28 protein-coding genes are annotated in these 24,968 nt (G+C 42.4%); 18 read left to right on the top strand and 10 right to left on the bottom strand.

All coding sequences use genetic code 11. The features are described 5' to 3' along the window. Positions 1 to 237 precede the first annotated feature (237 nt). From J4N23_RS14495 to J4N23_RS14440, 12 genes are all read left to right on the top strand, one after another. On the top strand, positions 238 to 885 hold the full coding sequence (locus J4N23_RS14495) for a hypothetical protein (RefSeq protein ID WP_207428321.1): 648 nt from the start codon (positions 238 to 240) through the stop codon (positions 883 to 885). 170 nt (positions 886 to 1,055) lie between these two features. After that, a complete protein-coding gene (locus J4N23_RS14490; protein ID WP_207428320.1) occupies positions 1,056 to 1,481 on the top strand; it encodes a hypothetical protein in 426 nt (141 codons plus the stop codon). Between the two features lie 427 nt (positions 1,482 to 1,908). After that, the gene (locus tag J4N23_RS14485) at positions 1,909 to 2,694 is read left to right on the top strand and encodes a transposase (RefSeq protein WP_207428319.1); all 786 of its coding nucleotides are present in this window, start codon (positions 1,909 to 1,911) and stop codon (positions 2,692 to 2,694) included. A gap of 131 nt (positions 2,695 to 2,825) precedes the next feature. Continuing rightward, positions 2,826 to 3,110, top strand: coding sequence for a transposase (locus J4N23_RS21270; protein WP_207428318.1), 285 nt, complete (start codon positions 2,826 to 2,828; stop codon positions 3,108 to 3,110). After that, positions 3,107 to 3,301, top strand: coding sequence for a hypothetical protein (locus J4N23_RS14475; RefSeq protein WP_207428316.1), 195 nt, complete (start codon positions 3,107 to 3,109; stop codon positions 3,299 to 3,301). Before J4N23_RS21270 ends, J4N23_RS14475 begins: the two co-directional genes overlap by 4 nt. A 19-nt stretch (positions 3,302 to 3,320) precedes the next feature. Then, a complete protein-coding gene (locus J4N23_RS14470; RefSeq protein ID WP_207428315.1) occupies positions 3,321 to 4,043 on the top strand; it encodes a hypothetical protein in 723 nt (240 codons plus the stop codon). An 11-nt stretch (positions 4,044 to 4,054) separates the two neighbouring features. Beyond that, positions 4,055 to 4,546: a hypothetical protein gene (locus J4N23_RS14465; protein ID WP_207428314.1), complete on the top strand. Its 492-nt coding sequence runs from the start codon at positions 4,055 to 4,057 to the stop codon at positions 4,544 to 4,546. Between the two features lie 191 nt (positions 4,547 to 4,737). Then, positions 4,738 to 5,148, top strand: coding sequence for a hypothetical protein (locus tag J4N23_RS14460; RefSeq protein WP_207428313.1), 411 nt, complete (start codon positions 4,738 to 4,740; stop codon positions 5,146 to 5,148). Positions 5,149 to 5,415: 267 nt separating this feature from the next. Continuing rightward, positions 5,416 to 5,913 carry a hypothetical protein gene (locus J4N23_RS14455; protein WP_207428312.1) on the top strand — a complete coding sequence of 166 codons (498 nt, stop codon included), beginning with the start codon at positions 5,416 to 5,418 and terminating at the stop codon, positions 5,911 to 5,913. A gap of 145 nt (positions 5,914 to 6,058) precedes the next feature. Beyond that, positions 6,059 to 6,652: a hypothetical protein gene (locus tag J4N23_RS14450; protein ID WP_207428311.1), complete on the top strand. Its 594-nt coding sequence runs from the start codon at positions 6,059 to 6,061 to the stop codon at positions 6,650 to 6,652. Between the two features lie 48 nt (positions 6,653 to 6,700). After that, positions 6,701 to 7,384, top strand: coding sequence for an FMN-binding negative transcriptional regulator (locus tag J4N23_RS14445; RefSeq protein ID WP_370527275.1), 684 nt, complete (start codon positions 6,701 to 6,703; stop codon positions 7,382 to 7,384). Positions 7,385 to 7,525: 141 nt separating this feature from the next. Next, positions 7,526 to 7,942 carry a GNAT family N-acetyltransferase gene (locus J4N23_RS14440; protein WP_207428309.1) on the top strand — a complete coding sequence of 139 codons (417 nt, stop codon included), beginning with the start codon at positions 7,526 to 7,528 and terminating at the stop codon, positions 7,940 to 7,942. A gap of 440 nt (positions 7,943 to 8,382) precedes the next feature. On the opposite strand, the gene J4N23_RS14435 is transcribed toward J4N23_RS14440, so the two are convergent. The 4 genes from J4N23_RS14435 to J4N23_RS14420 all read right to left on the bottom strand — a co-directional run bounded on the left by J4N23_RS14435 (position 8,383) and on the right by J4N23_RS14420 (position 11,414). Next, positions 8,383 to 9,492 (bottom strand): serine hydrolase, encoded by a 1,110-nt coding sequence (locus J4N23_RS14435; protein WP_207428308.1) that lies wholly within the window; start codon positions 9,490 to 9,492, stop codon positions 8,383 to 8,385. 277 nt (positions 9,493 to 9,769) lie between these two features. Then, the gene (locus tag J4N23_RS14430) at positions 9,770 to 10,165 is read right to left on the bottom strand and encodes a hypothetical protein (RefSeq protein WP_207428306.1); all 396 of its coding nucleotides are present in this window, start codon (positions 10,163 to 10,165) and stop codon (positions 9,770 to 9,772) included. Between the two features lie 50 nt (positions 10,166 to 10,215). Beyond that, entirely contained in the window at positions 10,216 to 10,710 is a 495-nt protein-coding gene (locus J4N23_RS14425) for a hypothetical protein (protein ID WP_207428304.1), read from the bottom strand. Between the two features lie 2 nt (positions 10,711 to 10,712). Then, on the bottom strand, positions 10,713 to 11,414 hold the full coding sequence (locus tag J4N23_RS14420) for an SDR family oxidoreductase (protein ID WP_207428302.1): 702 nt from the start codon (positions 11,412 to 11,414) through the stop codon (positions 10,713 to 10,715). A gap of 162 nt (positions 11,415 to 11,576) precedes the next feature. Between J4N23_RS14420 and J4N23_RS14415 the strand changes: the two genes are divergently transcribed. Next, positions 11,577 to 12,530 carry a GDP-mannose 4,6-dehydratase gene (locus tag J4N23_RS14415; RefSeq protein ID WP_207428300.1) on the top strand — a complete coding sequence of 318 codons (954 nt, stop codon included), beginning with the start codon at positions 11,577 to 11,579 and terminating at the stop codon, positions 12,528 to 12,530. On the opposite strand, the gene J4N23_RS14410 is transcribed toward J4N23_RS14415, so the two are convergent. From J4N23_RS14410 to J4N23_RS14395, 4 genes are read right to left on the bottom strand one after another with little or no spacing between them, the layout of a single operon-like run. Beyond that, positions 12,502 to 13,437, bottom strand: a complete 936-nt coding sequence (locus J4N23_RS14410) for a lysylphosphatidylglycerol synthase transmembrane domain-containing protein (RefSeq protein ID WP_207428299.1) — start codon at positions 13,435 to 13,437, stop codon at positions 12,502 to 12,504. The two genes, J4N23_RS14415 and J4N23_RS14410, sit on opposite strands and share 29 nt — an antisense overlap. Then, complete coding sequence (locus J4N23_RS14405; protein ID WP_207428297.1) at positions 13,403 to 14,362, bottom strand: glycosyltransferase family 2 protein; 960 nt, start codon at positions 14,360 to 14,362, stop codon at positions 13,403 to 13,405. The genes J4N23_RS14410 and J4N23_RS14405 overlap by 35 nt, the downstream gene beginning before the upstream one ends. Then, entirely contained in the window at positions 14,359 to 15,957 is a 1,599-nt protein-coding gene (locus J4N23_RS14400; RefSeq protein ID WP_207428295.1) for a glycosyltransferase family 39 protein, read from the bottom strand. Before J4N23_RS14400 ends, J4N23_RS14405 begins: the two co-directional genes overlap by 4 nt. 44 nt (positions 15,958 to 16,001) lie before the next feature. Then, positions 16,002 to 18,056: a TonB-dependent receptor domain-containing protein gene (locus J4N23_RS14395; RefSeq protein ID WP_207428293.1), complete on the bottom strand. Its 2,055-nt coding sequence runs from the start codon at positions 18,054 to 18,056 to the stop codon at positions 16,002 to 16,004. Positions 18,057 to 18,178: 122 nt separating this feature from the next. Between J4N23_RS14395 and J4N23_RS14390 the strand changes: the two genes are divergently transcribed. Together J4N23_RS14390 and J4N23_RS14385 are read left to right on the top strand one after the other, a co-directional pair. Continuing rightward, positions 18,179 to 18,928 carry an SRPBCC family protein gene (locus J4N23_RS14390; protein ID WP_207428290.1) on the top strand — a complete coding sequence of 250 codons (750 nt, stop codon included), beginning with the start codon at positions 18,179 to 18,181 and terminating at the stop codon, positions 18,926 to 18,928. A 59-nt stretch (positions 18,929 to 18,987) separates the two neighbouring features. After that, positions 18,988 to 20,163 carry a zinc-dependent alcohol dehydrogenase gene (locus J4N23_RS14385; protein ID WP_207428288.1) on the top strand — a complete coding sequence of 392 codons (1,176 nt, stop codon included), beginning with the start codon at positions 18,988 to 18,990 and terminating at the stop codon, positions 20,161 to 20,163. 54 nt (positions 20,164 to 20,217) lie between these two features. Here J4N23_RS14385 and J4N23_RS14380 read toward each other — a convergent pair whose 3' ends face one another. Further along, entirely contained in the window at positions 20,218 to 20,778 is a 561-nt protein-coding gene (locus J4N23_RS14380; protein WP_207428286.1) for a type 1 glutamine amidotransferase domain-containing protein, read from the bottom strand. Between the two features lie 134 nt (positions 20,779 to 20,912). Here J4N23_RS14380 and purN point away from each other — a divergent pair, with 134 nt between their 5' ends. Further along, positions 20,913 to 21,500: a phosphoribosylglycinamide formyltransferase gene (gene purN / locus J4N23_RS14375; RefSeq protein WP_207428285.1), complete on the top strand. Its 588-nt coding sequence runs from the start codon at positions 20,913 to 20,915 to the stop codon at positions 21,498 to 21,500. A gap of 43 nt (positions 21,501 to 21,543) precedes the next feature. Here the strand turns inward: purN and J4N23_RS14370 are convergent, their stop codons facing one another. Then, the gene (locus J4N23_RS14370; protein ID WP_242689241.1) at positions 21,544 to 22,080 is read right to left on the bottom strand and encodes a DUF3575 domain-containing protein; all 537 of its coding nucleotides are present in this window, start codon (positions 22,078 to 22,080) and stop codon (positions 21,544 to 21,546) included. Positions 22,081 to 22,204: 124 nt separating this feature from the next. Here J4N23_RS14370 and purH point away from each other — a divergent pair, with 124 nt between their 5' ends. Together purH and J4N23_RS14360 are read left to right on the top strand one after the other, a co-directional pair. Then, on the top strand, positions 22,205 to 23,731 hold the full coding sequence (purH, locus tag J4N23_RS14365; protein WP_207428284.1) for a bifunctional phosphoribosylaminoimidazolecarboxamide formyltransferase/IMP cyclohydrolase: 1,527 nt from the start codon (positions 22,205 to 22,207) through the stop codon (positions 23,729 to 23,731). Positions 23,732 to 23,894: 163 nt separating this feature from the next. Next, the gene (locus J4N23_RS14360) at positions 23,895 to 24,917 is read left to right on the top strand and encodes a rod shape-determining protein (protein WP_207428283.1); all 1,023 of its coding nucleotides are present in this window, start codon (positions 23,895 to 23,897) and stop codon (positions 24,915 to 24,917) included. Positions 24,918 to 24,968 lie beyond the last annotated feature (51 nt).

Below are 24,968 nucleotides of genomic sequence, written 5' to 3'. Positions count from 1 at the left end.
CAACTTTTCTTGTGAATATCTAAACCAATGAATAGCTTTGGTAAAGCAGTAAGTTTTGTGTCCATGATTTCGCAGTTTATGGTTACTTAAATTTACTGCTTTTACATGGATGCTTTAAATTATGCCCAATTGACGTGGTTCTCGAAGTTTTCTGCTTTTTAGTTACATTAGTGCAGCTCGACACGGAAGTGCTGTTAAGCGGGCACAATATAAACACTCACCGTTAGCAGAAATTTCATGAACCCGACCTACATAATATACCTGACGATGTTCTTGGGGTTTCCACTTCTCGGACTCGTTTTATCCAATTATGTTGACCTTCAGGCTTACAAGAAATATTTCCTTTGGGCTTTTCTATTATTTACCACCCACAATCTCTTGTTCTATCTGGGTTTTTCACTTAAAGGCGACTACCCTGATTATTTAATATTTTCCTTAGAATACCTGTATTTAAGTTTAACGATTTATCGTCTTTATAAAGTCAGAAATTTAACTTCCAAGATATTACGGGGTATCGGAACAACTATCTTAATTCTTGGTTTTCTGCAAGGAGTTGTAGGAATACTTTTATTTATCGTGGTTTCTCAAGATTATGAAACTGACCAAATCTACACTTTTGTCTCCGACAACAAAGACTATCAAACGAGACGCTATAGCTTCGGTTTCGCAACGTTGGATGACACCAGACATACCTTTGAAACATACAGAAGATACAAGTATTTGCCTTTTGAAAAGTTAATTAACAAAACTGACCTATTTGCCTTAAAAAGCGGGCTAAATTTTGGAGACGGAAGTTTTCGGGTTGCCATGACGAACAGAAACAAAAAACAAATTCTTGAATTTAGTTCCTCAGAAGGTAAGACGCATACCGTTACTGTGGACTAAAGAGAAACTTCTGCTAACATCACTTTGTTGCAATTGCGGCTGACGTGGTTTATGTTACTCCACTGCTTTCTATTACATTAGTGCTGGCTTGCGGCTAACCTGCTAATAATTCCGCAACTGCTACAAGCCTTACCGTTATAAGCCATTTTAAAAAAACCGACATAGCTTGAATGACCAAACTTTTAAAGACTTTCTTTCCAACATTATTGGGAGTTTTAACAATTTGGGGACTGCTGAAAATTGAATCTATTTTTCATACACGACAATTCGGACCCGACGAAGATGTCCAAATAGATAGCGACCTAATATTAATTCTGCCTGTGACAATAATTGCACTGATTATTCAATATATTTTGACCATTCCCGTCTGGAATAAATTCAAAAGGAACAAGGTAGTTCTTGGCTTAGCAATACGACCATTTTTTATAGTGCTATGCATTGTCGGCGGACTAATTTTTGGCTTGCTATTTTGGCATCAGCAATTGGGAATTAAGGATTTAGTCATATCGAGCTTTTTAGGAATAATAGCACTTGCAATTTATTGGACAATTAACTTATTGACCCTAAAGAAAATCGACATATGGTTGACGAAATAAGAAAAACGGCTTATAACATCAGGTTTGCATTATGCCCTGGTGACGTAGTTCTTGTTCTGTTCTGCTATTTAATTACTTTAGTACTCGGGCGACAAAGAAGTGCTTTCTATTCGGGCACAACGCAAACTCTAACCGTTAGCTGTAATTCTCCCTATTAGAAATTCCAATTAATTTCCTGAGCTAACGTGGAAGCGTACTAAATTCAATCGGCCTTTAGGAAGACCGGTTTTTAAAATGGTATCTCTGTTAGTCTTGTGCTGACAAGTCCCAGTGTCATTCGGGTATGGGATGTAAAAAGCCTCAAGTTTCGGGCTTGAGGCAGTTGAAAATTTCAATGGTGGTCGTCTGGCGGACGAACCCCGATCAGAATAATATTCAAAGGTAAATATACATCCTCTTAAGGCCTTTTTTTATCATCAAATCTAAAATGAAAAAGAAGGAAGTATCTATGAAGATCATCAATGCCCATTGCGCAGGTATTGATGTCGGAAGCCGTTCTCACTATGTTGCAATTGGTCAGCAAGACAAAGATGTCCGGGAGTTTGGTGTATATGCTGAAGATTTAAAGGAGCTCTGCAAGTGGCTTAAGGACCACGGTATTACCTCTGCAGCTCTTGAATCAACCGGCACATACTGGCAAAACCTGTATGTTGAACTAATTAACTCAGACATTGAGGTGGTACTGACCAGCGGCAGGTTCACCAAGAGCATGAACCGGAAAAAGACCGATGTAAGAGACTGCCAGTGGATACAGAAACTACATTCACTAGGCTTATTGCCCTCAAGCTTTCTACCGGATGATACGACCGAAAAATTAAGGACGCTTTGCCGTCACCGGGCTAATATGATTGATCAGAAAGCAGATGCCTGCCACAAGATGCAAAAGTTCCTCAAGCTGCTGAATTTCAGGCTGGATATAGTAGTCCGGGACGTAACAGGACTTACCGGCCTTAAGATCATTGAAAAGATATGCAAGGGCGTAACTGATCCAAAAGAGCTGGCTCGTCACCGTCATTATAATTGCCGGAAGTCGGAGGAGGAAATAGCTAAAGCACTAGTGTCCAATCAGCGGGAGGATTACCTGTTCGGCTTGCAGCAGGAATATGAGCGGCATGTCTTTTATCTGAGCCAAATCCAGAAATGTGATGCCCGAAAAGCCCCAGTTCCTGCAGGAGTTAGTAAAGACATCACAGGTAGCAGAACCGGCAGCTAAACCTTTTAAACGAGTTAATAAAAATTCGATAGAAGGCGTTGATTTAAACCGTATCTCCTATCAGTATTTTCACGGTGTAGACATTTATGAGATCCCCGGAGTAAGCCATTCGAGGGTATTAATTCTGATGAGTGAAATGGACCCGAAGGGTTAAAAAGTTTCCTACAGCTAAGCATTTCTCCTCCTGGCTCAGGCTGGCTCCAAACAATAAGATAAGTGGCGGTAAAACGCTCTCCAATCATATCCACAAAGGAAGCAACAGGTTAAAAATAGTCTTACGAAATGCCGCCAATGCAGTTGGAAACCTTAAAGAATCAGACCTGGGAAGATTCTTCAAACGGATAGCTTTCAAAAAGGAAGGCAAGCAGCAATTACGGCTACCGCAAGAAAGATTGCAGTTATACTCTATCATATGATCACCAAAGGAGAAGCTTACAAACCAAAGAACGCCTATGTTTTTCTTGACGAAAGGCGGAAGCACCTGGCAGCAATCCGAAAGAAAATTGCTAAACTTGGAATAGATCCCAATGAACTTGGTATATTTTCCGAGAAAAGATACCGGCAAAAGTGGGAAGAAAAACAGCTTAATAGTCAAATGATTAAGTAAGGTTAGTCAGAATTGTAAAATGAACCGACTTCTAACAATCATCATTCTTGTCTTAACTTTTAACAACGTTCTATACGGTCAGACTCATTTTTGCGATGCCAAGAAAATCAATTACAAGAAAATTGCCTTGACTATTGGACAGGATGAAAAAGACTCAACGTTTACAGCAAAATTACACCTACCCGCTTTCAATGGAATTGAGGACCTTCAGGTTACATTCACTGAGAGAAAATCATCTGAGTCGTCTGTTATCAATGTTTATCGAAACGGCAAGTTAGCGAAGAGCCGCGAATTGTCAATTAGAATGTGGACTATGGACGACAGGGTTAAAATGGCTGATATCGATGGAAATGGACTGCATGACTTAAAATTTTTGGTCTATAATTTCGGTAGCGGTCTTGCTGGGAGCCAATCGACCAAGGTCTATCTTTTTACTTTTAAAGATGAAATGAAAATCGTTTCATTCTTTGACTTTGCTTATGAAGATGAATATGACATAGACTCGGATGGAGAGTTCGAAATTTTAAGTTTGAATCATAAATTTAGAAACAATCACAGCTATTGGGTTTATAATGCTTATAACCTTACTGGAACAGCGTTGAGAAACGTTTCAAAGAAATTCAAATATCCATTATGGACAAGACATCTATATCGAACAGACCGTGTAATTGCGAAGGATATCACTTACCTTGAAAGACTCAAAGAGTACCGAGAGCAACCTGATGAATGTGTTGTAGAATAAAAACAACCTTTATGATACTAAGAAGTCTAACCATTTTTATATTGACTTTTGTTTCCATTTCCGTTTTCGGCCAAGAGAACAAGTCAGAAGCAGGCGGGCCACCTACACTTTCTGAATTGATCGGCTTTTGGAAAAAAGTAGAATTACCTAATGAGGAAACGATAAACAAGACAAATCCTTGGCCCCAAAAACACCAATGGTTTGCGTTCTACGAAAATGGCAAAGTATATTCAATGATGTCTGATAAAGATTATGATTATCTGGCTAAGGAATTAAAAGAAATTTTCGGTGCTTTATCTGCCGACAGAACGCCCGATTACAAGTTAAGTGGACAATTTGTTTCTATTGTCAATAAAGACATTAAAGGTTATCAAGAAATATGGGGCGTAAATCTATTTGCAATTGATGTTAATGAACTTTTAAAAAAGGGGAATTTAATGATGACATTGGACGATGGAAAAGGAAATATTATTTATTACAGATTATTAAAACGAATAGATTAAAAAAACTGAAACGGCAATTGCAAACGACTAGGCGAACTAAAGAACATCCGCAACTAACACAGGCTATTGCAAAAATGGCGGGTGATGTTATTCTCGAAAACTTATACATTTAACTAGTTTTTTCCTGGGCGACAATGAAGTGCTTTCTATTCGCCATCTTCGCAAACACTTAACGTTACCTGCAATTTTAGATGCCAGAAACTACTGCCACAAACGAGCCCGACAATTATCCACGAACCCATGCTGCACTGCATATGACGAAACACTATACTTTTATTTTCTTGACACTGCTTCTTTCGGCATGCGGTATGAATAGGTATTACCTTGACGATACCAAGCAAGACCGAACATTCCTCTTTCAAAAAATCCAAGAACTTTCAAAAAAAGGATTGATTTCTGAACGACCAATTTTGGTGATTGATGGAATTGAATATGTGAATCCGAAAAAGATTAATTTGAAGAGCATGAAGCTCTCCAAGAGCGACATAAAAAATATCGAACTTCTAAAAAAGGAAAAAGGGGTGAAGATTTTTGGAAATGCTGGAGAACGGGGCGTCTTATTGATTACGACAAAGGCCAACAGCAAAAGTAATAGTAACTGAGATGAACCTCCGATAATTAATTCGATGGGAGAAAAATTGCAGGTAACATTGGGCATCAGTTATGCCCGGGTGATGTGAATCTCGTTCCTTTCTTCTTTTTAATTATTCTAGTACAGGGGTGACAGGTGGCCACCTTTCAATTGGGCACAACTCAAACCCTTAACCGTTATTAGCAACCTTAAAAAGACATAGCAATTGACGACCCGACTAGGACTTTATATAATTCTGCTACCCTTTTTACTATTGGCCTTTGCTTGCAAACCGAGCATGAGTAGTAAGTTATCTTGCTTCAAGTCTTCGCTAGAGTCGTTAAAAGGACAGGAAATTTATAGCGAGATCCAAACTGCTGCATTCAAGGTTATACCGAGTTTAAAAAATGCCGACAACCGCTCCGTTATCGCAGATACTTCCTTCATTAAAAAATGGAAAATTGATGATGCCGTTTTTCTAAACTCTAAGAGAGACAAATGCTTATTACTCTTGTTGGAACAAACAAGTTCGGATATGAAATTGGACCGAATTGAAATAATCCAAGGCACTTTGATAAACATAGCCTGGTGTTTCTCTTTTGGCCGACTTCCTGAGATTCCGGAAATCACCTATACAGTGACCAAAGAAATCAAGGATGGAAAGAATCTTAACAATTCATTCGACGCTTTGTCGGAGAAAGGAAGAGCATTCGTACTCTCAGCTGGAACCATCAAAACGACTGGATGTTTTTTAGACGATAATTACTGGTTCAATAATGAGAAAGGCAGCTTATAACATGAGCTTTGCAAAAATGGCGGGTGACGTTGTTCAGAAAATTTTCTACATTTAACTAAGTTTTGTGCCGCATAGCAATGAAGTACTTTCTATCCGCCATCTTCGCAAAGCCCAAACCGACATAAGCCATTTGACAAAACCCGACATGGAGCCAAGCTTAGACCAACTACGAAAAAACTACGAAAGATTTGACGACAATAAGTTAACCCGAATTGCGACTGAAGAGGCAGCGGGACTTAGACCTGAAGCAGTCGACCTTCTTAAGCAAGTTATTAAGGAACGCGGGCTTTCGGGATCGATTATCAAAGGAATCGATGCACAGCTTCAAGAAGTTGACGACCGGATATTATCAGAATATGCTGAACTTCTAAGAGGGCTTCCATGTCCACTCTGTAAATCGACTGACGAGAAGTTAAATGCCACTATGACTGGAAGCGTGATTAGTTTCATCATAATGACTAATTATCAAAAAGAATTAAAAGTTGCTTGCCCTAATTGTCTGGACAAAGCCAATGATAGGGCGATGATTAAGTCTGCATTGTTTGGTTGGTGGGGTTTTCCGTGGGGCATTATAAGAACTCCGCAAGCTTTGCTTTTGAATAATAAAATGAAAAAACAAAACCGGCTTTCAGAACCCAATGACCTATTTAACGCTTTTGTACTTGGAAAAATTGGTCGTTTAGAGGCGAATAGAAACAATCCGACTGAACTTCAAGAAATTATCGAACATATTCGCTAAAAAGAAAAACAGCTTATAACAAATGGTTTGCGCTATCGTCCTGCTTACATGGGCGTCACTCACAGCGTAAACTATAATCGTTACTTGCTATTTCAAAAGACAGTTCTAATCAAACTATCAGAAATGTATATATCCAACCTGAACTTAATGACAGACAAGACTGAGATTATTGATTTTATGAAAAGATTCAGTTTTGCGACCATCATAAGTGCCAAAGATAATTTTCCCATTGCGACTCATTTGCCTTTCATTGTTTCCGCAAGAAATGAGAACATAGTATTGACTTCTCATTTTGCCCAAGCAAATGAACAATGGAAAGACTTGGAAAACAACATTGTTTTAGTGATTTTTAGTGAACCTCATGCTTACATATCACCCAAACATTATGAAAAAGAGTTAAATGTTCCAACATGGAATTATATATCTATTCATGCTTACGGACAGGCGACCTTGATAACTCAAACAGAAGATGTCTTTGATGTCCTTGCGAATACAATTGACAATTATGAAAGCTCATATATGAGGCAATGGAATAGTTTACCTCAAGATTTTAAATCAAAAATGATAAAAGGCATTGTAAGCTTTGAGATTGTTGTTACTGATCTTCAGGCAAAAAAGAAGTTAAGTCAAAACCGGACGGAGAATGAGAGAAGAAAAATTATTAATGCACTTTCAAATAGCGCGGACACAAATGAAAAGCTTATCTCGGACTTTATGAAAAAAGAACTATAAAAACGGCAAGTAACATCGGCTCTGTTGCAATTGCGGGCGACTTGGCTTATGTTATTTCAGTGCTTGCTACTACACTAGTGCTTGCTTGAAAGTGACGTGCAATCAATGCCGCAACAGTGGCAATACAACGACAAATGAACAATGAGTACAAAATTCTATGTATCGACTGACAAAAGTAAGTTAGATCTTGACTTAATAACCGACTTTCTCAATAATAAATCATACTGGGCCAAAACTAGGAACAAATCAACTGTAGAAAAATCAATAGCAAATTCATTTTGCTTTGGCGTATTTAACAAAGAGAACCAGCAAATTGGCTTTGCACGGGTCATCACTGATTTTGCTGTCTTTGCCTGGTTACTCGATGTATTCATACTAGAAGAGTATCAAGGTAAAGGTATCGGGAAAATGCTAATGCAGGAAATAATGTCTAACGAAGAATTACAGGGAATACGTAGATGGGGATTAGGGACTAATGATGCACATGGCTTATATAAGAAGTTTGGCTTTTTACCTTTATCAAGTCCTAATGACATGATGGAGAAAATAAACAAATAAAAATGTACTGCCACTAACATCGGGTCTAAATTATGCTCGGCCGAGCGAGTATTTCACGTTCCTTTTCTACATTTATAATTACTTCAGTGCGAGGAAATAGGTGACTGCCATTTAATCGGACACAACTCAAACCCTTAACCGTTACACAAAAGCGCAAAAAAAACCGACCAAATGCTTTTAGTCAGCAACGCTCTATGCTTTTATTTACTCCAGTGCTGGTAACGGTGGTTGTGCAATTAATTCGGCGCTGTTCGACATGTTTTGGAAGGCATGTCGAATTATGAGATAAAGAGGGATTTGCAATCCCGATAATGATCCTGGACATACAGGTTAGCAAGCAAAAGGATGAGAAGTAGGAGATTTGAAATCTCCTTCATCTGAGAGTTCGACATGCCCTTTGGAACATATCGAACAGCAAAGGTCTCGAATGAATGAGATCGTTATTTTTTTTTACTTTCTTCGTTGAATATTAAGTCTGCTAAAGCCAACACTATATTCTTTGGATATGCATTATGAGTGTTAGTTAAAATGATAATAGCTGACTTACTATCTATAAACCGAAAGTAACTACTAGTAAAACCAGGGAGTGTACCGTCATGGTGGACGGTCCGCAAATTCTTATATTCATTGACATCCCAACCATATCCATAATATTCGTATGGACCTAGGTTAGAGTTGGAAGTCTTTACCTTGTCATTCCACATTGTATCCCAGTTTTTCTTGTGCAGTATCTGGTTGTTTTGAATTAACATTTCCCATTTAACTAAGTCGCTTACTGAAGACAAAAAAGCCCCGCTTGGACGCAAGGACAGGTAATCTTTCGCATTATAAATACTATCAGAACTCTTATAAATGTAGCCTGAAGCTCGATTTTTAACGATTTCTGCAAATGATGTTGTTCTTGTACTATAGAGATTATATTTCTTAAAAATCTCTTTGTGCATAAAATCCTCGAAAGATTGACGAGACAATTGACGAATTATATCCGCTAACATGAAATATCCGAGATTGCAATACCTCCAATTCGTCCCAGGCTCAAATAATAACTTGCTTTTATACGAACCTTCGATTAACACGGAATCTGGCTGTTGTTTTATATTATCCAAAAGCGGAGAATCGCGAGGTAAGCCAGAAGTATGGTTTAGCAGATGGCGTATAGTGATTTTATTCCAAGATTCAGGTGCGTTTTTAAAAAACTTTGGCAAAGAATCAGATAATTCTAGTTTACCCTCCTGCATTAATAGCATAATAGCGGCTGCAACCATCTGCTTACTTACCGAACCTATTTTATATACAGTCTCCTCAGAGGCGGAAATATTATTTTCGATATCTGCTAACCCATAACCTTTTGCCATTAACAACTTGCCGTTCTTTACAATCGCTAAGGATAGTCCAAATATATGCTGCTTATCCATCTCTTTTTTGACCAAGTTGTCGATATGAATGGTGCTTTTTAAAGCTTTACCATCGTCAATGCTAGCCTGAGAATAAGCTGTCGAGAAGCAGCAGAAAAGCGGAAGAATCAGCGGTAATAAGTATAGGTTTTTCATGACCGGGGTAGGATTATGATCTATAAACGATTTATTTCCTAAATATAAAAGTAAAAATCTACTGTCAAAGATATGGCGACCTTTCTTAGGCTTGTCGCTAATTTCGGCCCTGCTTCCTAGCATTAAATAGACTTGTCTATTGGTTGCCCCCTTTCTGGTCTAAGAGTTCAGCGCAGCGCTCTTAACTCATGGAGAACACTTAGGGCTCTGTCCGGCTTTAAGAGCAGAAAAATAAAAAGACAATATCCACAAAAAAAAGCGCTCCAAGGCGCCTTTTTTATTCGTATTCAGATTCTACCAGGACTATTTTTACCGTCACTTCTCCTCCCGGTCGATTAATTACAGTTGTACCGTCGGAACTCTGCAATTCTATCACTAGTTGGCCGGGTCTGGTTACGTAGCTATAGGACACCCCATTATACACCTGAGGTAATTGCTCATAGGTGCGGTCGCCAAATGAAACGTACGCGAGGACTCCTCCTCTTTCATTAAAATCATCAGTAATTTCAGGCATGTCGATCTCGGCTGTATAATTCCTTCCTCCATTCGAGGCTATCCAGCGGTTAGGTCCCAAGTCGACGATTATAGTTCTATTTGGTATGATGTATTGATTCTTCTGACAAGAAGCCAGCAACACCATTAATGGTAGCAGCAGTGCAAAAATTTTCTTCATGATTGTTCGGTTTCTAATAATGACGTTCTAAGCAAAGGATAGGTAACAGATTAATTAAAATCTTGGAAGCTTTCCCGGGTGTATACGCCAGGCATAGCATGATCGCCTTCCTCAAATTTAAATGCTACTGCCTTGACACCTCTCGCCTCCGTTAACGAAAAAGTTGCTTCTGCCAGGTAAGCTTCTGCCCCTGCTGAGCCCATCTCGCGAGATAAAGCCGTTGCATCTGTGATCGTAACAGCCAGCGTATCCCCGTGCATTCCCAGCATCTGCAAGGGAATTTGAGGGTACTTTTTATTTAAAGAGGACACAATGTCTTCTACAGGAATATCCTCCCTATCCGGATAATGCTGCCGTAGCTCAAGTTCCTGCTTTTGTTCATTGAACTCCGCCGTCCAGGGAGGCGAAGCCAAAGGCGCTGTTTGCTCCTCCGTTTTGCTGGGCTGAGCTTCTGTTTCCCTGCTTGCACCGGTGTTTTTGTTATCACCCTGGCAAGCCGCAAACAAGAGCGCAAGAACGAGTACGAAAATCGATTGTCTTTCCATAATTAAGGAGTTGTGACGGCCACGGGAAGCACTTTACCATTGAAAAACTTATGGCCGGTTAACGCAAAGTCGGCAATATATTTTCCCATTTCAAACGCCATAACGGGAGACTGATATCCCGGGAAGGCCTGTTCCAGCATCTCGGTCTGTGCCGAGCCCAGGGCCAGGCAGTTAAATTTTATATTTTCTGAAGCGTATTCCTGTGCCAGGCATTCCGTCAAGGTATGCAAAGCTGCTTTACTAGCGGAATACGCCGCCAGGCCTGCAAATTTTGCACTCCCATTGAAGCCACCCATACTTCCTATATTAACGACATGAGCTCCTTCATTCAGTAATGGCAACATATGCTGAATCATTTTTACATGTCCCAGCAAATTACTTTGCAGCATTTCTGCAAAGTCTAGTTGCGATGTCTCTGCAAAGGGTTTGTTGATGAGTGCTCCCGCATTGTTGATTAACACATCTACTCCCCCAATCCGATCCTTGACAAAAGATACAAGGGAAGAATAATCATCGTGAACGATATCAAATTTTGCGGGGTACAACTTACATTCAGGGTTTAGACCCGTTGCAATCTCATAGAGTTTTCTTAACTTATCTTCAGATCGAGCAAGAGCGATAACTTCATGTTTGTTGCTTAATATCAAATCAAGCACCGCTTCAAAACCAACACCGCTGCTTGCACCCGTTATTATAATCTTCATATTTGGAACTTTAGGGAGCGCAAATTAAAAAATTAATACCTGACGCGATTTACCTACTACATTTAAAAGATCAAAGTTTACGCCATATTTTACGGTTTGGTGAACTTGAGCCTGATGGATCAAAAATTAAAACTGTAATTTTACGCCCTTATTCAATTTTCAATGAAACACGTTCTGGTTACAGGAGGCGCGGGATTTATCGGCAGCAATTTAGTTAAGGCCCTTTTGGCAAAAGATTACAAAGTAACTGTCATCGATAATTTCGACACTTTTTACCCGAGGCAACAAAAGGAGTCAAACTTATCCGAATTTAGGGGGCGGGCAGAATTTGCACTGATAGAGGGAGACATCCGGCAAATGGCCGACCTTGAAAAAGCCGAGGGCGTAGACGTGATCATCCATCTGGCGGCAAAAGCGGGCGTCAGACCAAGTATCAAAAATCCCATTTTATACCAGGACGTAAACGTAAGCGGAACACAGAACTTGCTGGAGTTTGCCAGAACAAGAGGGATCAAGCAGTTTGTTTTCGCGTCTTCGAGCAGTGTGTACGGAGTAAACGAAAACGTGCCCTGGCATGAAGAGGAAAAACTGCTTCCCATTAGTCCCTATGCATCCACCAAGCTGTCGGGGGAAATGCTGGGACATGTGTACAGCCACCTTTACGGGATTCGTTTTTTAGCACTACGCTTTTTTACTGTTTACGGTCCCGGACAACGGCCCGACCTCGCGATCCATAAATTCTTCAAGTCCATACTCCGCAATGAAGCGATCCCTGTTTATGGCGATGGCTCTACTAGTCGTGACTATACCTTTGTGCAGGATACCGTAAAAGGAATTTTAGCAGCTGTAGAATACGAAGAAACGAATTTCGAAATCATTAATCTGGGAAATCACAAAACGGTGACGCTGGCGGAGCTGATTAGTGCAATAGAGCAGACCTGTAACAAGTCGGCTATCATTGACCGCCAACATGAGCAGCCGGGGGACGTTCCCCGCACTTATGCCAATATTTCGAAAGCGCAAAGACTTTTGGGATATAACCCATCCACAGAATTGATGGAAGGACTGGACGCTTTTTATCAGTGGTTTAAGGAGAAGGAGACTGTTCTTCTATAGCCTTATCCGCCTCTTCCTCAAATTGCTCTGCTTCTTCTTCGGTTGGCGCCGGTTCAAACTCTTTGGATTGGTACACAAAGTATACGCCTGAGAGAGAAATGAAGGTGGAGATAAAAGAAAAGGTGAGCGTGACATAAACAGCCAAAGCTTGCCGCATCTCAAAAACGCTGGAAGCGTGTGTCATCACATATTCTCTCGTTCCAAAACCGAAGGCCCCTATCGGGATAATTGCCGCTACTGAAGAGACCAAAAAACTAAACAGGTACGGAGAGAACTTGCCCGTGAAATCCTGCGAAAGCAGTATAAAAATAACGCTTAACAGCTGTAATGACTGAACTGCTACTGCTTTGGCATGTGCTTTTAAAAAGTTGTTATTATAGATGCTGAAGAACTTTTGCAGCACAAAATAGTAGGCCGCTGTACCTGCCAGAAGCACAAATAACACCAGCGGGATCGGAATATTCAGTCGTGGGATTAGAAGGATCAGAATAACGGATATAAAACCGAGGGCCCATAGGCCGCTTACCCTGTCGAGCAAAAGTGCGAAGAAAATGCGCTTGGTAGGTTGTTGGAAGCGCTTCCGAAGAAGGTAAATTTTGTACCCATCGCCTCCTATTCCTCCATAGATGTTATAGAACATACCCAGCATGTACAGTCTGAAGTTGTACCAAAAGCTGACGTTGATGCCGATCGACTTTAAGAAACTTAACAAGCGCCAGGACGAGATGAACTGGGAAGATAAGAAGGAAAGCAGCGCCAGGAAAATGAAAAACAGGTTACTGGTAAGGTAGAGTCTTTTCAGATCCCTTACATCGATTTTCTGGAACACGTAATAAATAAGAGCGCAGGTGACCCCGATTTTAAGAGGGGTTTTAATAGTGTTCCAGAGTTTTTTCTTCCTGTCCATTAAAAATTCTTCTAACCTGATACGTTTTACGGTTGGTTCCCTCGAAGTAGGTCCGAATGCTTATTTCTGCTAAAATCCCGATGGTGATTAGTTGTATTCCTCCAAGTAACAAAATAAGTCCCAAAATCAAAAGCGGTTTCCCCCAGATATCCTGTCCAAGTACTTTCAGAACCAGTAAGTAAAAGTTGATCAGTATGCCGATTGCCAATGAGATAAAACCTAGTGTTCCGAAAAGGTGCATTGGTTTTTGAATGTACTTCCGGAAGAACACCATCGTGATCAGGTCGGCCATTACTTTGAAGGTACGGTTTAATCCATATTTGGATTTACCGAACATCCGGGCATGATGTTTTACATCTACCTGAGTGATATTAGCGCCTTGTAACTTGGCAAGCACGGGAATAAAACGGTGAAGTTCTCCGTAAATACCCAAATCCTCCGCAATCTCTTTTTTGAAAACTTTCAGCGTACAGCCATAATCTTTGATGTATACACCGGTCATGCGCCGGATAATTGCATTGGCAATTTTAGAAGGAATTTTCCGCAGGAACATCCCGTCCTGGCGATTTTTACGATTGCCGGCCACCACATCCCAATCCTCATCTTTCAGTTTTTGAAGCATGAAGGGAATGTCAGAAGGATCGTTCTGCAGATCGCCGTCGAGCAGGGCCACATATTTACCACTTGCATGATCAATACCAGCGGTCATTGCCGTACTCTGACCGTAGTTTTTCCTTAACTCAACCAGTACTATCCTATCGGTTGCGTGTTTACGTATTTCCTTTTGCGTACCGTCAGAAGAACCGTCATCCACAAAAATCACTTCGTAATCAATATTTAGCAAAGCTTTCCCCAAAGCTTCAATCATCGGAGCAATGTTCTCCCGCTCGTTTAGGACTGTAATAACTACTGAAAGTTCCCTCATTCTACTTTAAATAATTTCAGATTGCTTTCATAGGTCTTCAGCAATACTGCTTTAGGATTTTTCAAATCGCGGTCAAAGGTAAGATAATAACCTGGCATAGCATCACTTTCAGTGAATTTTACCTTCGTCATGCGTGTCCGTTCGATATAAAAAATCAGCCGATCATGAAAAGGAATATTCAACACTGCCGGATGGTACTGATAAAAATAAAAGCTGGCGTTTTGACTCATTTTTCCCATTTCCATAGCCGCCGACTTATAGTAATTCCCCGTATCATGGGTAGCACGGTGAGGCAATACAAACCAACTAAAGCCGAGACGTACGATGAGTAAAAAAGCGATAAAGGGAATTAACTTATGCTGTTTGAAACGCCAGATGAACCAGGTGAACAGGGCACATCCGAAAAAGACGAGCGCAATCTTTAAAGGCAAATACGCTACGTAGCCCTGCAGGTCCGATAAGAAGGCCAGAGGTACAGAAAGCGTCACTAAAATTCCCAGTACGAGCAGCACCACATTGAAGATTTTATTCATGACGGGGAGCGATTCCCGATAAGTATAATAGGCATGCGCCCAGATGATAAACAACAAGGGGTATAACATCAAGAGATACCGCGGTCTGGTTTCAGGCGAAAGCCAGTACACCCAGATATTTGCGAGAAAGATCAAAGCGATGTACTTCAAAAAGGCATTCCGTTTCAGTCCCTGAATAAAGCCTTTATGCAGACAAAAGAGAACGAGCAGACTGGCAGGGAAAAGATGTCCCAGATGCTCGAACGGAAATGAAAGAACGTGCAGTAGGCTTTTACCCAGTCCTACCCTTCCGGCTGTCCGCTGGCTACTTTGATCCCAAATCGTACTTAAATAGCCATCCAGATTGGGATTGAACCTCGAATAGTTATAGAAATAAGCCCCTATAATAGTAAGACAGATCAAGCCCGACAAAATGTGCTGCCAGCTGAAAAACCTTTTGAAGTTACGCGTATAAATTAACAGGGTAAGAATGGTAAATCCCTGGAAGACAATGGAGGGCATTCCCTTGCTTAGAAAGGTGACCGCCGTAATGAGGTAGGACGTTAGAAAAAGCCAAAACCACTGTTGCCTTTCGTAGAAGTAGAAAGTGCACATGAACGAAATGAAGGTGAGCCAGGAGTAGAAGATGTCGATATGCCCGAGCATCGAGTCGTAGATCAACATCCGGCCATTGACCATAAAAAAAATCGCACTGACCAGCGCAATCCTTCTATCCTTTAGGAAATGATTGACAGCAATATAAATGGTGATGGCGAAGCCGAACATCGGGATGATGGCCGGTAAGCGGGTCACAAACTCGGAATAACTGCCAAGCGACAAATAAAAAAAGGCTAAAATCCAATTGTAGACCGGTGGCTTGTTGTAGTAGTACTCCCCCCCGATTGTTGGAACTGAATAATTGCCGCTAAGAATCATCTCGAGGGCGACATTCGCCCGGGTAGGCTCGTCCGCGAATAAAGGTAAGAGACCGAGATTCACAAAGAAACAGGGGATAGCCAGCAGTAACAGGAAGCAGAAAGCGTATCCCGGGTTTCTCTCAATAAAGTTTTCGATTTGCCGCATAGAGCCGCAAAGATAGGAAAGGAATTCTTAACGAGTCGGCTCTGTTAATAGCGATAGCTTAGCCCGCCATAAACGTTCAGTGGAGCCGCAGCATTAAAATATCTTCCGCCAAAAGCATTGAGATCATTACCCAAACTGTACCGCTGGTTCAGCAAATTATTTATCCCAAGGAAAAATTCAACCTTGCTTCTCCTGATATTTCTCCCATAGCTAGCTTTGAGATCGATGAGATGATAAGCCTCGGCGTAAACGGAATTCGCATCGTTAAGAGGCAGTTTCGAAGTATAATTATGTTGCGCAAAGAGGCTAATAGCCGACGGCAGCCCAAGCTCGACGGAAGTCACTATTACATGCCTGGGAACTCCTGTTAACCAGTTGCGGGAAAAATCATCGGTGCCCTGCTGGTAGTTGTCAAACTTAAAATGACTATACGTATAGCTGTTGCGAAGCTGGACATCCTGAATAAAGGACGTGGGGCGAAAGGGTAAGAGGCTCCAGACCAGTTCAGACTCAAGTCCCCGCTGCTTAGTACCGCCGGCATTCCGATAAAAGGTGTTATCATTAGCTTCCACTCCACGAACGATAGCATCCTGCAAGTTGTAGTAAAAGACAACCGCATCCCAGTAAAGCCGATTGTTGAAGAGCGACAAGCGATAGCCGAGCTCCCGGTTCCAGCCCTTCTCTGCCTGTAAGTCTGTGTTAACGGTTGTTGGAGATGGATTGATTTCTTCCAAAGTAGGAGCCGAATATCCCCGGCTTATGGATGCTCGTAGAGCGAAAGCACTGTTGACGAGGTAAGACAGGGCGAAACGTGGCATCCATTCCAGGTCGAAGCGCCTTTCCGTCGCAGCTAACACCGCTGGAAAAGAACTGGAAAACCGGTACTGATACTTGTTAACACTGAGTGCCGATTCCAGAAGTAAGTTTTTTACGGGCGATAGCGACAGGTGCGTAAAGAGGAAGCCCTGGCTAGCTTTCAGGTCATCCGCTTTTTGCATTGATCCCCGCTCGCCCCCATTATTATCAAACCTGTTGATGCCGGTATAAGAACTTTGCAGCTCCCCTCCCACCTGAATACTTAATTGAGATGCCCTGGTATTTTTATACTCCACATAGCTTCTTACTCCTGCACTTCCTTCGTCGCGTACCTCAAAGTTGGTAATAAAGGGATTTTTAAAATCGGTTCGGGAAGTGGTGAGCGCAATCACGTGACGGAAGTTTTCAGAGAAATTGTATTGATGTGATAGTCCGCCAAGGAGCGTTTGATTAAAGATCTGTGCTTGTTGTTCAATGGCTCCCGGAGAGTTTCCAGCCCTGGGGCGTGCCCGTTCGGGATTTTGTTCGTACTGCTGCAGTGTTAGACCACCTGGAGTTTGATAGTTAAGGTCGGAAAATAAGGCCAGCGCCCTTACTCTCCCTTTTGCTGAATAATGCCATTCTGGTGCAACTTGCACATATTTGCGATTTAAGGCACTATTTTCCCGATAGCCTTCGGCCCTTTGAAAAGCCTGATGCACGTTCCAACTCAGCTTTTCATTACCGGCGGTCAAACTAAGGCTTTCCCGAAACATTCCGTAGGAGCCGCCCATAAGGCTTGCCGAAAGGGAACCTGAATCAATTCGCCCGGCATTTGTATTGATCACAATCACTCCTCCTGAATTGGCGCCAAAAACACTGCCTTCGGGACCTTTCAGCACTTCAATGCGAGCGGCAGCGGCAGCATCCAACACATTCAAATACGTATTTCCGCCAGCATCCGTAAGGAGAAAATCATTAAGATAAGTCTTTACGTTCCTGATGCCGAAGGGTGAACGAAGCAAACTACCCCGAAGCGACAGTCGGTAGCTTCCGGGAGAGCGTTCTTCCATCCTCAGCCCCGGGACTGTATTAAGTGCCGGCACCAGTGAGCCAGGAGCGTGGTTGGCTAAAGTCGCGGAAGAAACTACACTAATACTGGAAGGAGCTCTTAAAAGGGGCTGATCTGTGAAATAGGCTTTTATAACAACTTCCTTTAGAGAGGAGCTGTCGTGCTTTACTTGCGCTTGGCCGGTGATCGAAAGGAGGAGAGACGATAGAAGGATTGTCCAATAAAATTTCACAGTAAACGATTTCTGCAAAGGTAAATTTTCAAGCACTAAAAGACTGATAGCAGAAAGAATCTTTTCTAAAAATCAAACCCCTTAGCTTCTTAGGCGTTTTGATTTTAAAAACCTGGAAAAACATGGCAATAATTTATCCTGATATGTACAAGAATACGGGTAAAGATCATACCCGTATGCCAAAAAAGAGCACTTATATCAATGTAAAAACTACCGAGAGGATTCTTTCCGTGGCAGGCGGCGCATTTCTGCTGTACAGCGGATTGCGTTCCGTAGGCCGAAATCCCGTCACAGCCATTTCGAAAGCAGTAGGAGGTTTTGCCTTAATTGCGAGAGGGGTGAGCGGACATTGTCCGGTGTACGAACAAATCGGCACAGATGGAGCAAAATCAGAAGCGGTAAATATTAAGCAGTACTTTACAGTCAACAAGCCAAGAGCAGAAGTCTACCAGTTCTGGCGTAAACTGGAGAATCTTCCCTTGTTTATGCGGCACCTGGAATCGGTGGAACAAAAAGACGAGAAATACTCTCATTGGAAAGCAAAGTTCTCGAAGAATACGCCGGCCCTTAGCTGGAACGCCGCAATTGTAAAAGAGCGCGAAAACGAGTTTATCGGTTGGTCATCTGTAGAGGGATCAACTATTAACAATGCCGGGAAGGTAGAGTTCAGAGATGCGCCGGGGGGCCGGGGGACAGAAGTACAGGTGGTATTCAGCTACAATATGGGTGGTGGCGGCCTGGGTTCGGGAGTGGCGAAGCTTTTTACACCCCTGGTAGAAAACATCATCCGCGAAGACGTCAGGAACTTCAAACAATACATCGAAGCAGGTGAAGTCCCTACCATTGCAGGCCAGCCTTCAGGCAGGGACTGACGGGCATCTTAAAGAACCGGAAATCGACATAATTACCCACGTAACCTAAAAACTACCGTATGAAAGCTTTATGCTGGAATGGAATAAAAGATCTGAGAGTAGAAACCGTACCAGACCCGACGATACTAAATCCCCGGGACGCAATCGTGAAGGTGACAATGAGTTCCGTATGCGGCTCAGACCTCCATCTGTATAATGGATTCGTCCCCACCATGCGCGAAGGAGACATCATCGGCCATGAGTTTATGGGCGAAATTGTGGAGACTGGAAAAGATGTCCAAAAGTTAAAAAAGGGCGACAGGGTAGTGATCGTATCTGTGATAGGATGTGGAGAATGCCATTATTGCAACAGCGGAACCTGGTCATTATGCGATAACAGTAACCCGCACGCGATCATGCAGGAGAAAGTATACAACTATTCTACTGCCGGCATCTTCGGTTACTCTCATCTGTTTGGAGGATACGCGGGAAGCCATGCTCAATATATAAGGGTACCTTTTGCGGATAACGGAGCTTTTGTTATTCCGGAAGACATCCCTGATGAAAAAGCAGTCTTTCTATCCGATGCCCTGCCAACGGGTTACATGGCGGCGGAAATGGGCAATATAAAGCCTGGAGACGTAGTGGCTGTCTGGGGAGCTGGCGGCGTTGGACAAATGGCAATGCAAACCGCCTATCTGATGGGTGCCGACAAGGTTATCGCAATCGATAGATTTGATTATCGCCTTCAGGCAGCAGCGAAATATAGCGGCGCTGAGGCACTCGACTATGAAAAAACTGATATCTTGGAAGCGTTGAAAGAGGCGACAGGAGGCCGCGGACCAGATGTTTGTATCGATGCCGTAGGAATGGAAGCTCGCAGCACTGGGATAGAGCAATATTACGACAAAACGAAGCAGGTCCTGCGGATGGAATCTGACCGGCCCGCGGTGCTTAGGCAGGCCATTATGGCTTGCAGAAAGGGAGGAACGATATCTGTAGTTGGGGTGTATGCAGGCCTGATCGACAAATTTCCTATGGGCGTGCTAATGAACAAAGGCCTGAGCATGCGGGGCGGACAAATGCATGGCCAGCGGTATGTCCCGATTTTGATGAACCTGGTACAGGAAGGCAGGCTAGATCCGTCCTTCCTCCTTACCCACCCCATGCCTCTTGAAGCAGGGCCTGATGCTTATGCGATGTTCAACGACAAAGCTGACAGTTGCATGCGAGCGGTCTTTATGCCAAATATGTAAAGCAAGAGAGCCATCGCGCAAAGGATGGCTCTCTTTTCTGTAAAAAGAACCTGACTAGGCGTGCTGGCCCGCATGTACGCCCTCTGCAAATTCCTCACACATCTTTTTATTGAAGGCAGGAAGATCCGCCGGCGTTCTGCTTGTTACCAGGCCCTGATCTGTTACTACTTCGGCATCTGTCCATTGAGCACCGGCATTGGTCAGATCAACGGCAATTGACGGATACGATGTCATTTTTCTGCCGCGAACGACATCCGCTGTGATCAGGGATTGCGGTCCGTGACAAATAGCAGCTACAGGTTTTCCAGCCTCAAAAAAAGCTTTGATGAAGCTGATCGCCTGCTCATCCATACGAAGCTGATCGGGGTTGAAAACGCCGCCAGGTAATACCAATCCATCAAACTGATCCACGCTAACCTCGGAAATGTGGCGGTCTACCGGTAGTTCTATCGACCAATCGTGTTGCTTCATTGCCCGCACGGTAGTTCTCTGAGGTGAAACAATCTGGACTGTTGCACCTGCCTCCTGCAGGGCCTGCATCGGGCTTGTTAGTTCTTCCTCTTCAAAGCCATTTTCAGTGAGAATGGCAATGTTTCGATTACTTAAATTAGGCATAACTCTACATTTTAGTTTCTCAATAGGTAGTTTCAAACCTTAGTACATCCTCAAATTCAATTTGTTTAGAGAGATTTTAAATGTAATATTGGCCTCTTTCAAGAAAATAATATCTTTGGTTGTAAGAAAAAAATATGCACTTAAAGAAACGTATAGCAATTTTCGCCTCTGGATCCGGTTCTAATGCCCAGAAGATTATGGAGCACTTCAAAAAGCATAATGAAGCAGAAGTTGCTCTTGTTTTGACAAACAATCCAGATGCATACGTGCTGCAACGTGCAGATAATTTTGAAATCCCCACCCATATTTTCGACAGGTACGAATTTTACAAAACGGAGTCTGTAGTGAATCTGTTGAAAAGCCTGGAGGTCGACTTAATTGTACTTGCGGGGTTTTTATGGTTAGTCCCAGAAAACCTTCTCAAAGCTTTTCCTAATAAAATCATTAATATCCACCCTGCTTTGCTACCCAAGTATGGGGGCAAAGGCATGTACGGCGACTTTGTTCATAACGCTGTCCTTGCAAATAAAGAAGAAGAATCGGGAATTACCATCCATTTCGTAAACGAGCACTTTGACGAGGGCGAGGTAATACACCAGGCCAAGTTCAGGATAGAAGATGGGGACGATCTGGAGATGATCAAATTTAAAGGCCAGCAGCTGGAGCACCAATACTATCCCAAAGTGATAGAACAACTCCTTAAAAAAATGAAGACGATATAAAAAAAGCTCCTTTCGGAGCTTTTTTTATGAAGAATAGCTATTATTAAAACCCAAAGCCGATAAGAATCCCGGTTCTTATGCCAAAACCATCAATTGACCCTTTCACTTCCGGCTCTTCGCTACCTGCCTCGGCTTTTATTTTCCCTGCATTATAGGCAGGACCAAAGAACAGGTCAAGAGTGAATCCGCTATTGTATACCCACTGTCTTCCTACCAAAAGCCCGCCTCCTATCGAAGAATACGATCCTTTTGCCTCTTCATCCTTCACCGAAAAATTCTGGTAGCGGGCGTAAGGAGCGACATATAGTCCACTTAATGCGTTTCCTTTAGGATAGATACGGTATTCTGGCGTAATAGAAAACCCTGAAAAGCGAGTATCGTCTATCTTTAAGCCGGTAAAAGCCGCGCCAAGCTGAACTGAAGCCTTTTCAGAAACCTTGTGTTCATAAAAAACAGACCCCGTGCGAAAAAGGGCACTCAACGGGTTAATTTTGATCGTGTTGCTAGCTCCCTGAGCAAAGGTTCTTGCTGTTGTAAGGCTGGCCAGGAGAATTGTTAAGAGAAACAATTTTTTCATCATTTTAATTTGTTAATTGTGATTAATACCAGGCTTGACGCTGAATCATTCGGATAAGTGACAATTTCCAACAAAAAAAATATTTTCATTCGAAATTTCTATCTTTGCGCCTTCAAAAAATCACTCAATGAGCCATCCTGTTAAAATAAAAAACGCTTTAATTTCAGTCTATTACAAAGACAATCTGGAACCATTAATCAAACAACTGAATGAGTTTGGAGTAACTTTTTACTCTACAGGGGGAACAGAAAAGTTCATCCGGGATTTAGGTTGTGAGGTTGTTCCGGTAGAAGATTTAACAGGATATCCCTCAATTTTGGGTGGTCGGGTGAAAACGTTACACCCAAAAGTGTTTGGCGGAATTTTGTCCAGAAGAGATCTGGCAGAAGACAAAGCACAGGCGGAGCAATACGAGATCCCGGAAATTGACCTGGTGATTGTAGACTTGTATCCATTTGAAGAGACTGTTAAGGCCGGCCTTGGCGAACAGGAGATCATTGAGAAGATTGACATTGGCGGTATTTCACTAATCAGAGCTGCTGCAAAAAACTTTAAAGACGTTGTAATCATCGCATCTAAGAATGATTACACTGCCCTTTACGAGATTCTGGCGGAAAACCAGGGATCTACCAGTCTTGAACAGCGGAAGGAGTTTGCGAAAAAAGCTTTCAACGTTTCTTCACATTACGACACGGCCATCTTCAACTACTTCAATCAGGAAAGTCCGTTGCATATATTCAAGCAGAGTGAGCAACAATCGCGTGCTTTACGTTACGGAGAAAACCCGCATCAAAAGGGCTATTTCTACGGTGATTTGGAAGCCATGTTTACTCAATTGAACGGAAAAGAGCTATCTTACAACAATTTAGTGGACATTGATGCAGCGGTTGCTTTAATCGACGAATTTGAGGAACCAACCTTCGCGATCCTGAAGCATACCAATGCTTGTGGTGTTGCATCCCGGCCAGATCTTACTCAAGCCTGGAAAGATGCCTTAGCCTGCGATCCGGTATCTGCGTTTGGTGGTGTAATTATCTGCAATGGTGAAGTGAACGGTGCGACAGCTAAAGAAATAAACAATCTGTTTTTTGAGGTCCTAATAGCACCTTCATTCAGCGAAGAAGCTTTACAGACACTTACTGAAAAGAAAAACCGCATCTTGTTGCAGAGAAAGCCGGTTGAGCTTCCGAAAAAATTATTCAAGACCTTACTTAATGGAGTGATTGAGCAAGATAAGGACGCTCAAATTGAGGGTCCTGAGCAAATGAATCCGGTAACAGAGAAAAAACCAACGGAGCAAGAACTAAAAGATCTGTTCTTTGCCAACAAACTGGTTAAACACACTAAATCCAACACCATTATTTTAGCCAAAGACGGACAGTTGCTGGCTAGTGGCGTTGGACAAACATCACGGGTTGACGCACTGAGACAAGCGCTTGAAAAAGCTAAGACATTTGGCTTTGACGTTACCGGAGCTGTTATGACTTCGGACGCTTTCTTCCCCTTCCCTGACTGTGTCGAAATTGCGGCAGAGGCTGGCATTACAGCGGTTCTACAACCTGGAGGCTCTATCAAAGATCAGCTTTCCATTGACAAGGCAAACGAAAAAGGCATTGCCATGGTAATGACCGGAGTACGTCACTTCAAACATTAGAAATAAAAGACAAAAACAAAACATCTTGCGGCAGAAACCGTAAGATGTTTTTGTATTACACCCCTATTGCCAGAGCGCTTTTGGGAAAATAAGCAACATGTAATAGTATTAGAAAAAAGACGTTAACTTTGCGTACTTTTTCAGAACTTATAACATCTCTTAAATGGGTTTATTCAACTGGTTTACACAGGAAATTGCTATTGACCTCGGTACTGCAAATACCTTAATTATACATAACGATAAAGTAGTAGTAGACGAACCTTCAATTGTAGCCTTTGATCGTACCACCAACAAAGTGATTGCGATTGGCAGGCAGGCAATGCAAATGGAAGGAAAAACCCACGAAAATATAAGAACCGTTCGTCCCTTAAAAGATGGTGTTATCGCTGATTTCAATGCTGCCGAGCACATGATCCGTGGGATGATCAAAATGATCAACAACGGAAAAGGATGGTTCTTCCCTTCGCTTCGAATGGTGATCTGTATTCCTTCAGGGATCACTGAAGTGGAAAAACGCGCCGTACGCGACTCTGCGGAGATTGCCGGAGCTAAAGAAGTTTATTTGATACATGAGCCAATGGCAGCCGCGGTTGGTATCGGCATTGACGTGGAAGAGCCGATGGGAAATATGATCATCGACATCGGTGGTGGTACGACGGAGATTGCGGTAATTGCGCTGTCAGGTATTGTATGCGATCAGTCTATCCGTGTTGCCGGAGACAATTTCGACAGCGACATTGTACAATACATCCGTCGTCAGCATAACATTATGATCGGTGAGCGTACTGCTGAAAAAATCAAAATTGAAGTAGGGGCTGCACTTCCTGAACTACAAGATCCGCCCGCAGATTTTGCGGTACAGGGAAGAGATTTGATGACGGGCGTGCCCAAGCAGATCACCGTATCATACACAGAAATTGCACACTGCCTGGATAAGTCAATTTCCAAAATTGAGGAAGCGATATTGAAAGCGCTGGAAATTACTCCTCCGGAGCTTTCAGCCGATATATACCAAACCGGTATTTATTTAACAGGCGGAGGGGCACTTCTCAGAGGCCTTGACAAACGGGTAGCTGCTAAAACGAAACTTCCGGTCCATGTAGCAGAAGACCCTCTTCGTGCTGTTGTTCGCGGAACTGGAACAGCACTAAAAAATATCGGGAACTTCAAATTTTTAATGCAATAACATCGATGCACAGCAGGAGAAGATCTATTAAAGCTCTCCTCCTGCTCACAT

Source organism: Pedobacter sp. SYSU D00535 (genome assembly GCF_017355855.1).
Classification (GTDB): domain Bacteria; phylum Bacteroidota; class Bacteroidia; order Sphingobacteriales; family Sphingobacteriaceae; genus Desertivirga.
This window is presented reverse-complemented; position numbering and strand designations above follow the sequence as displayed.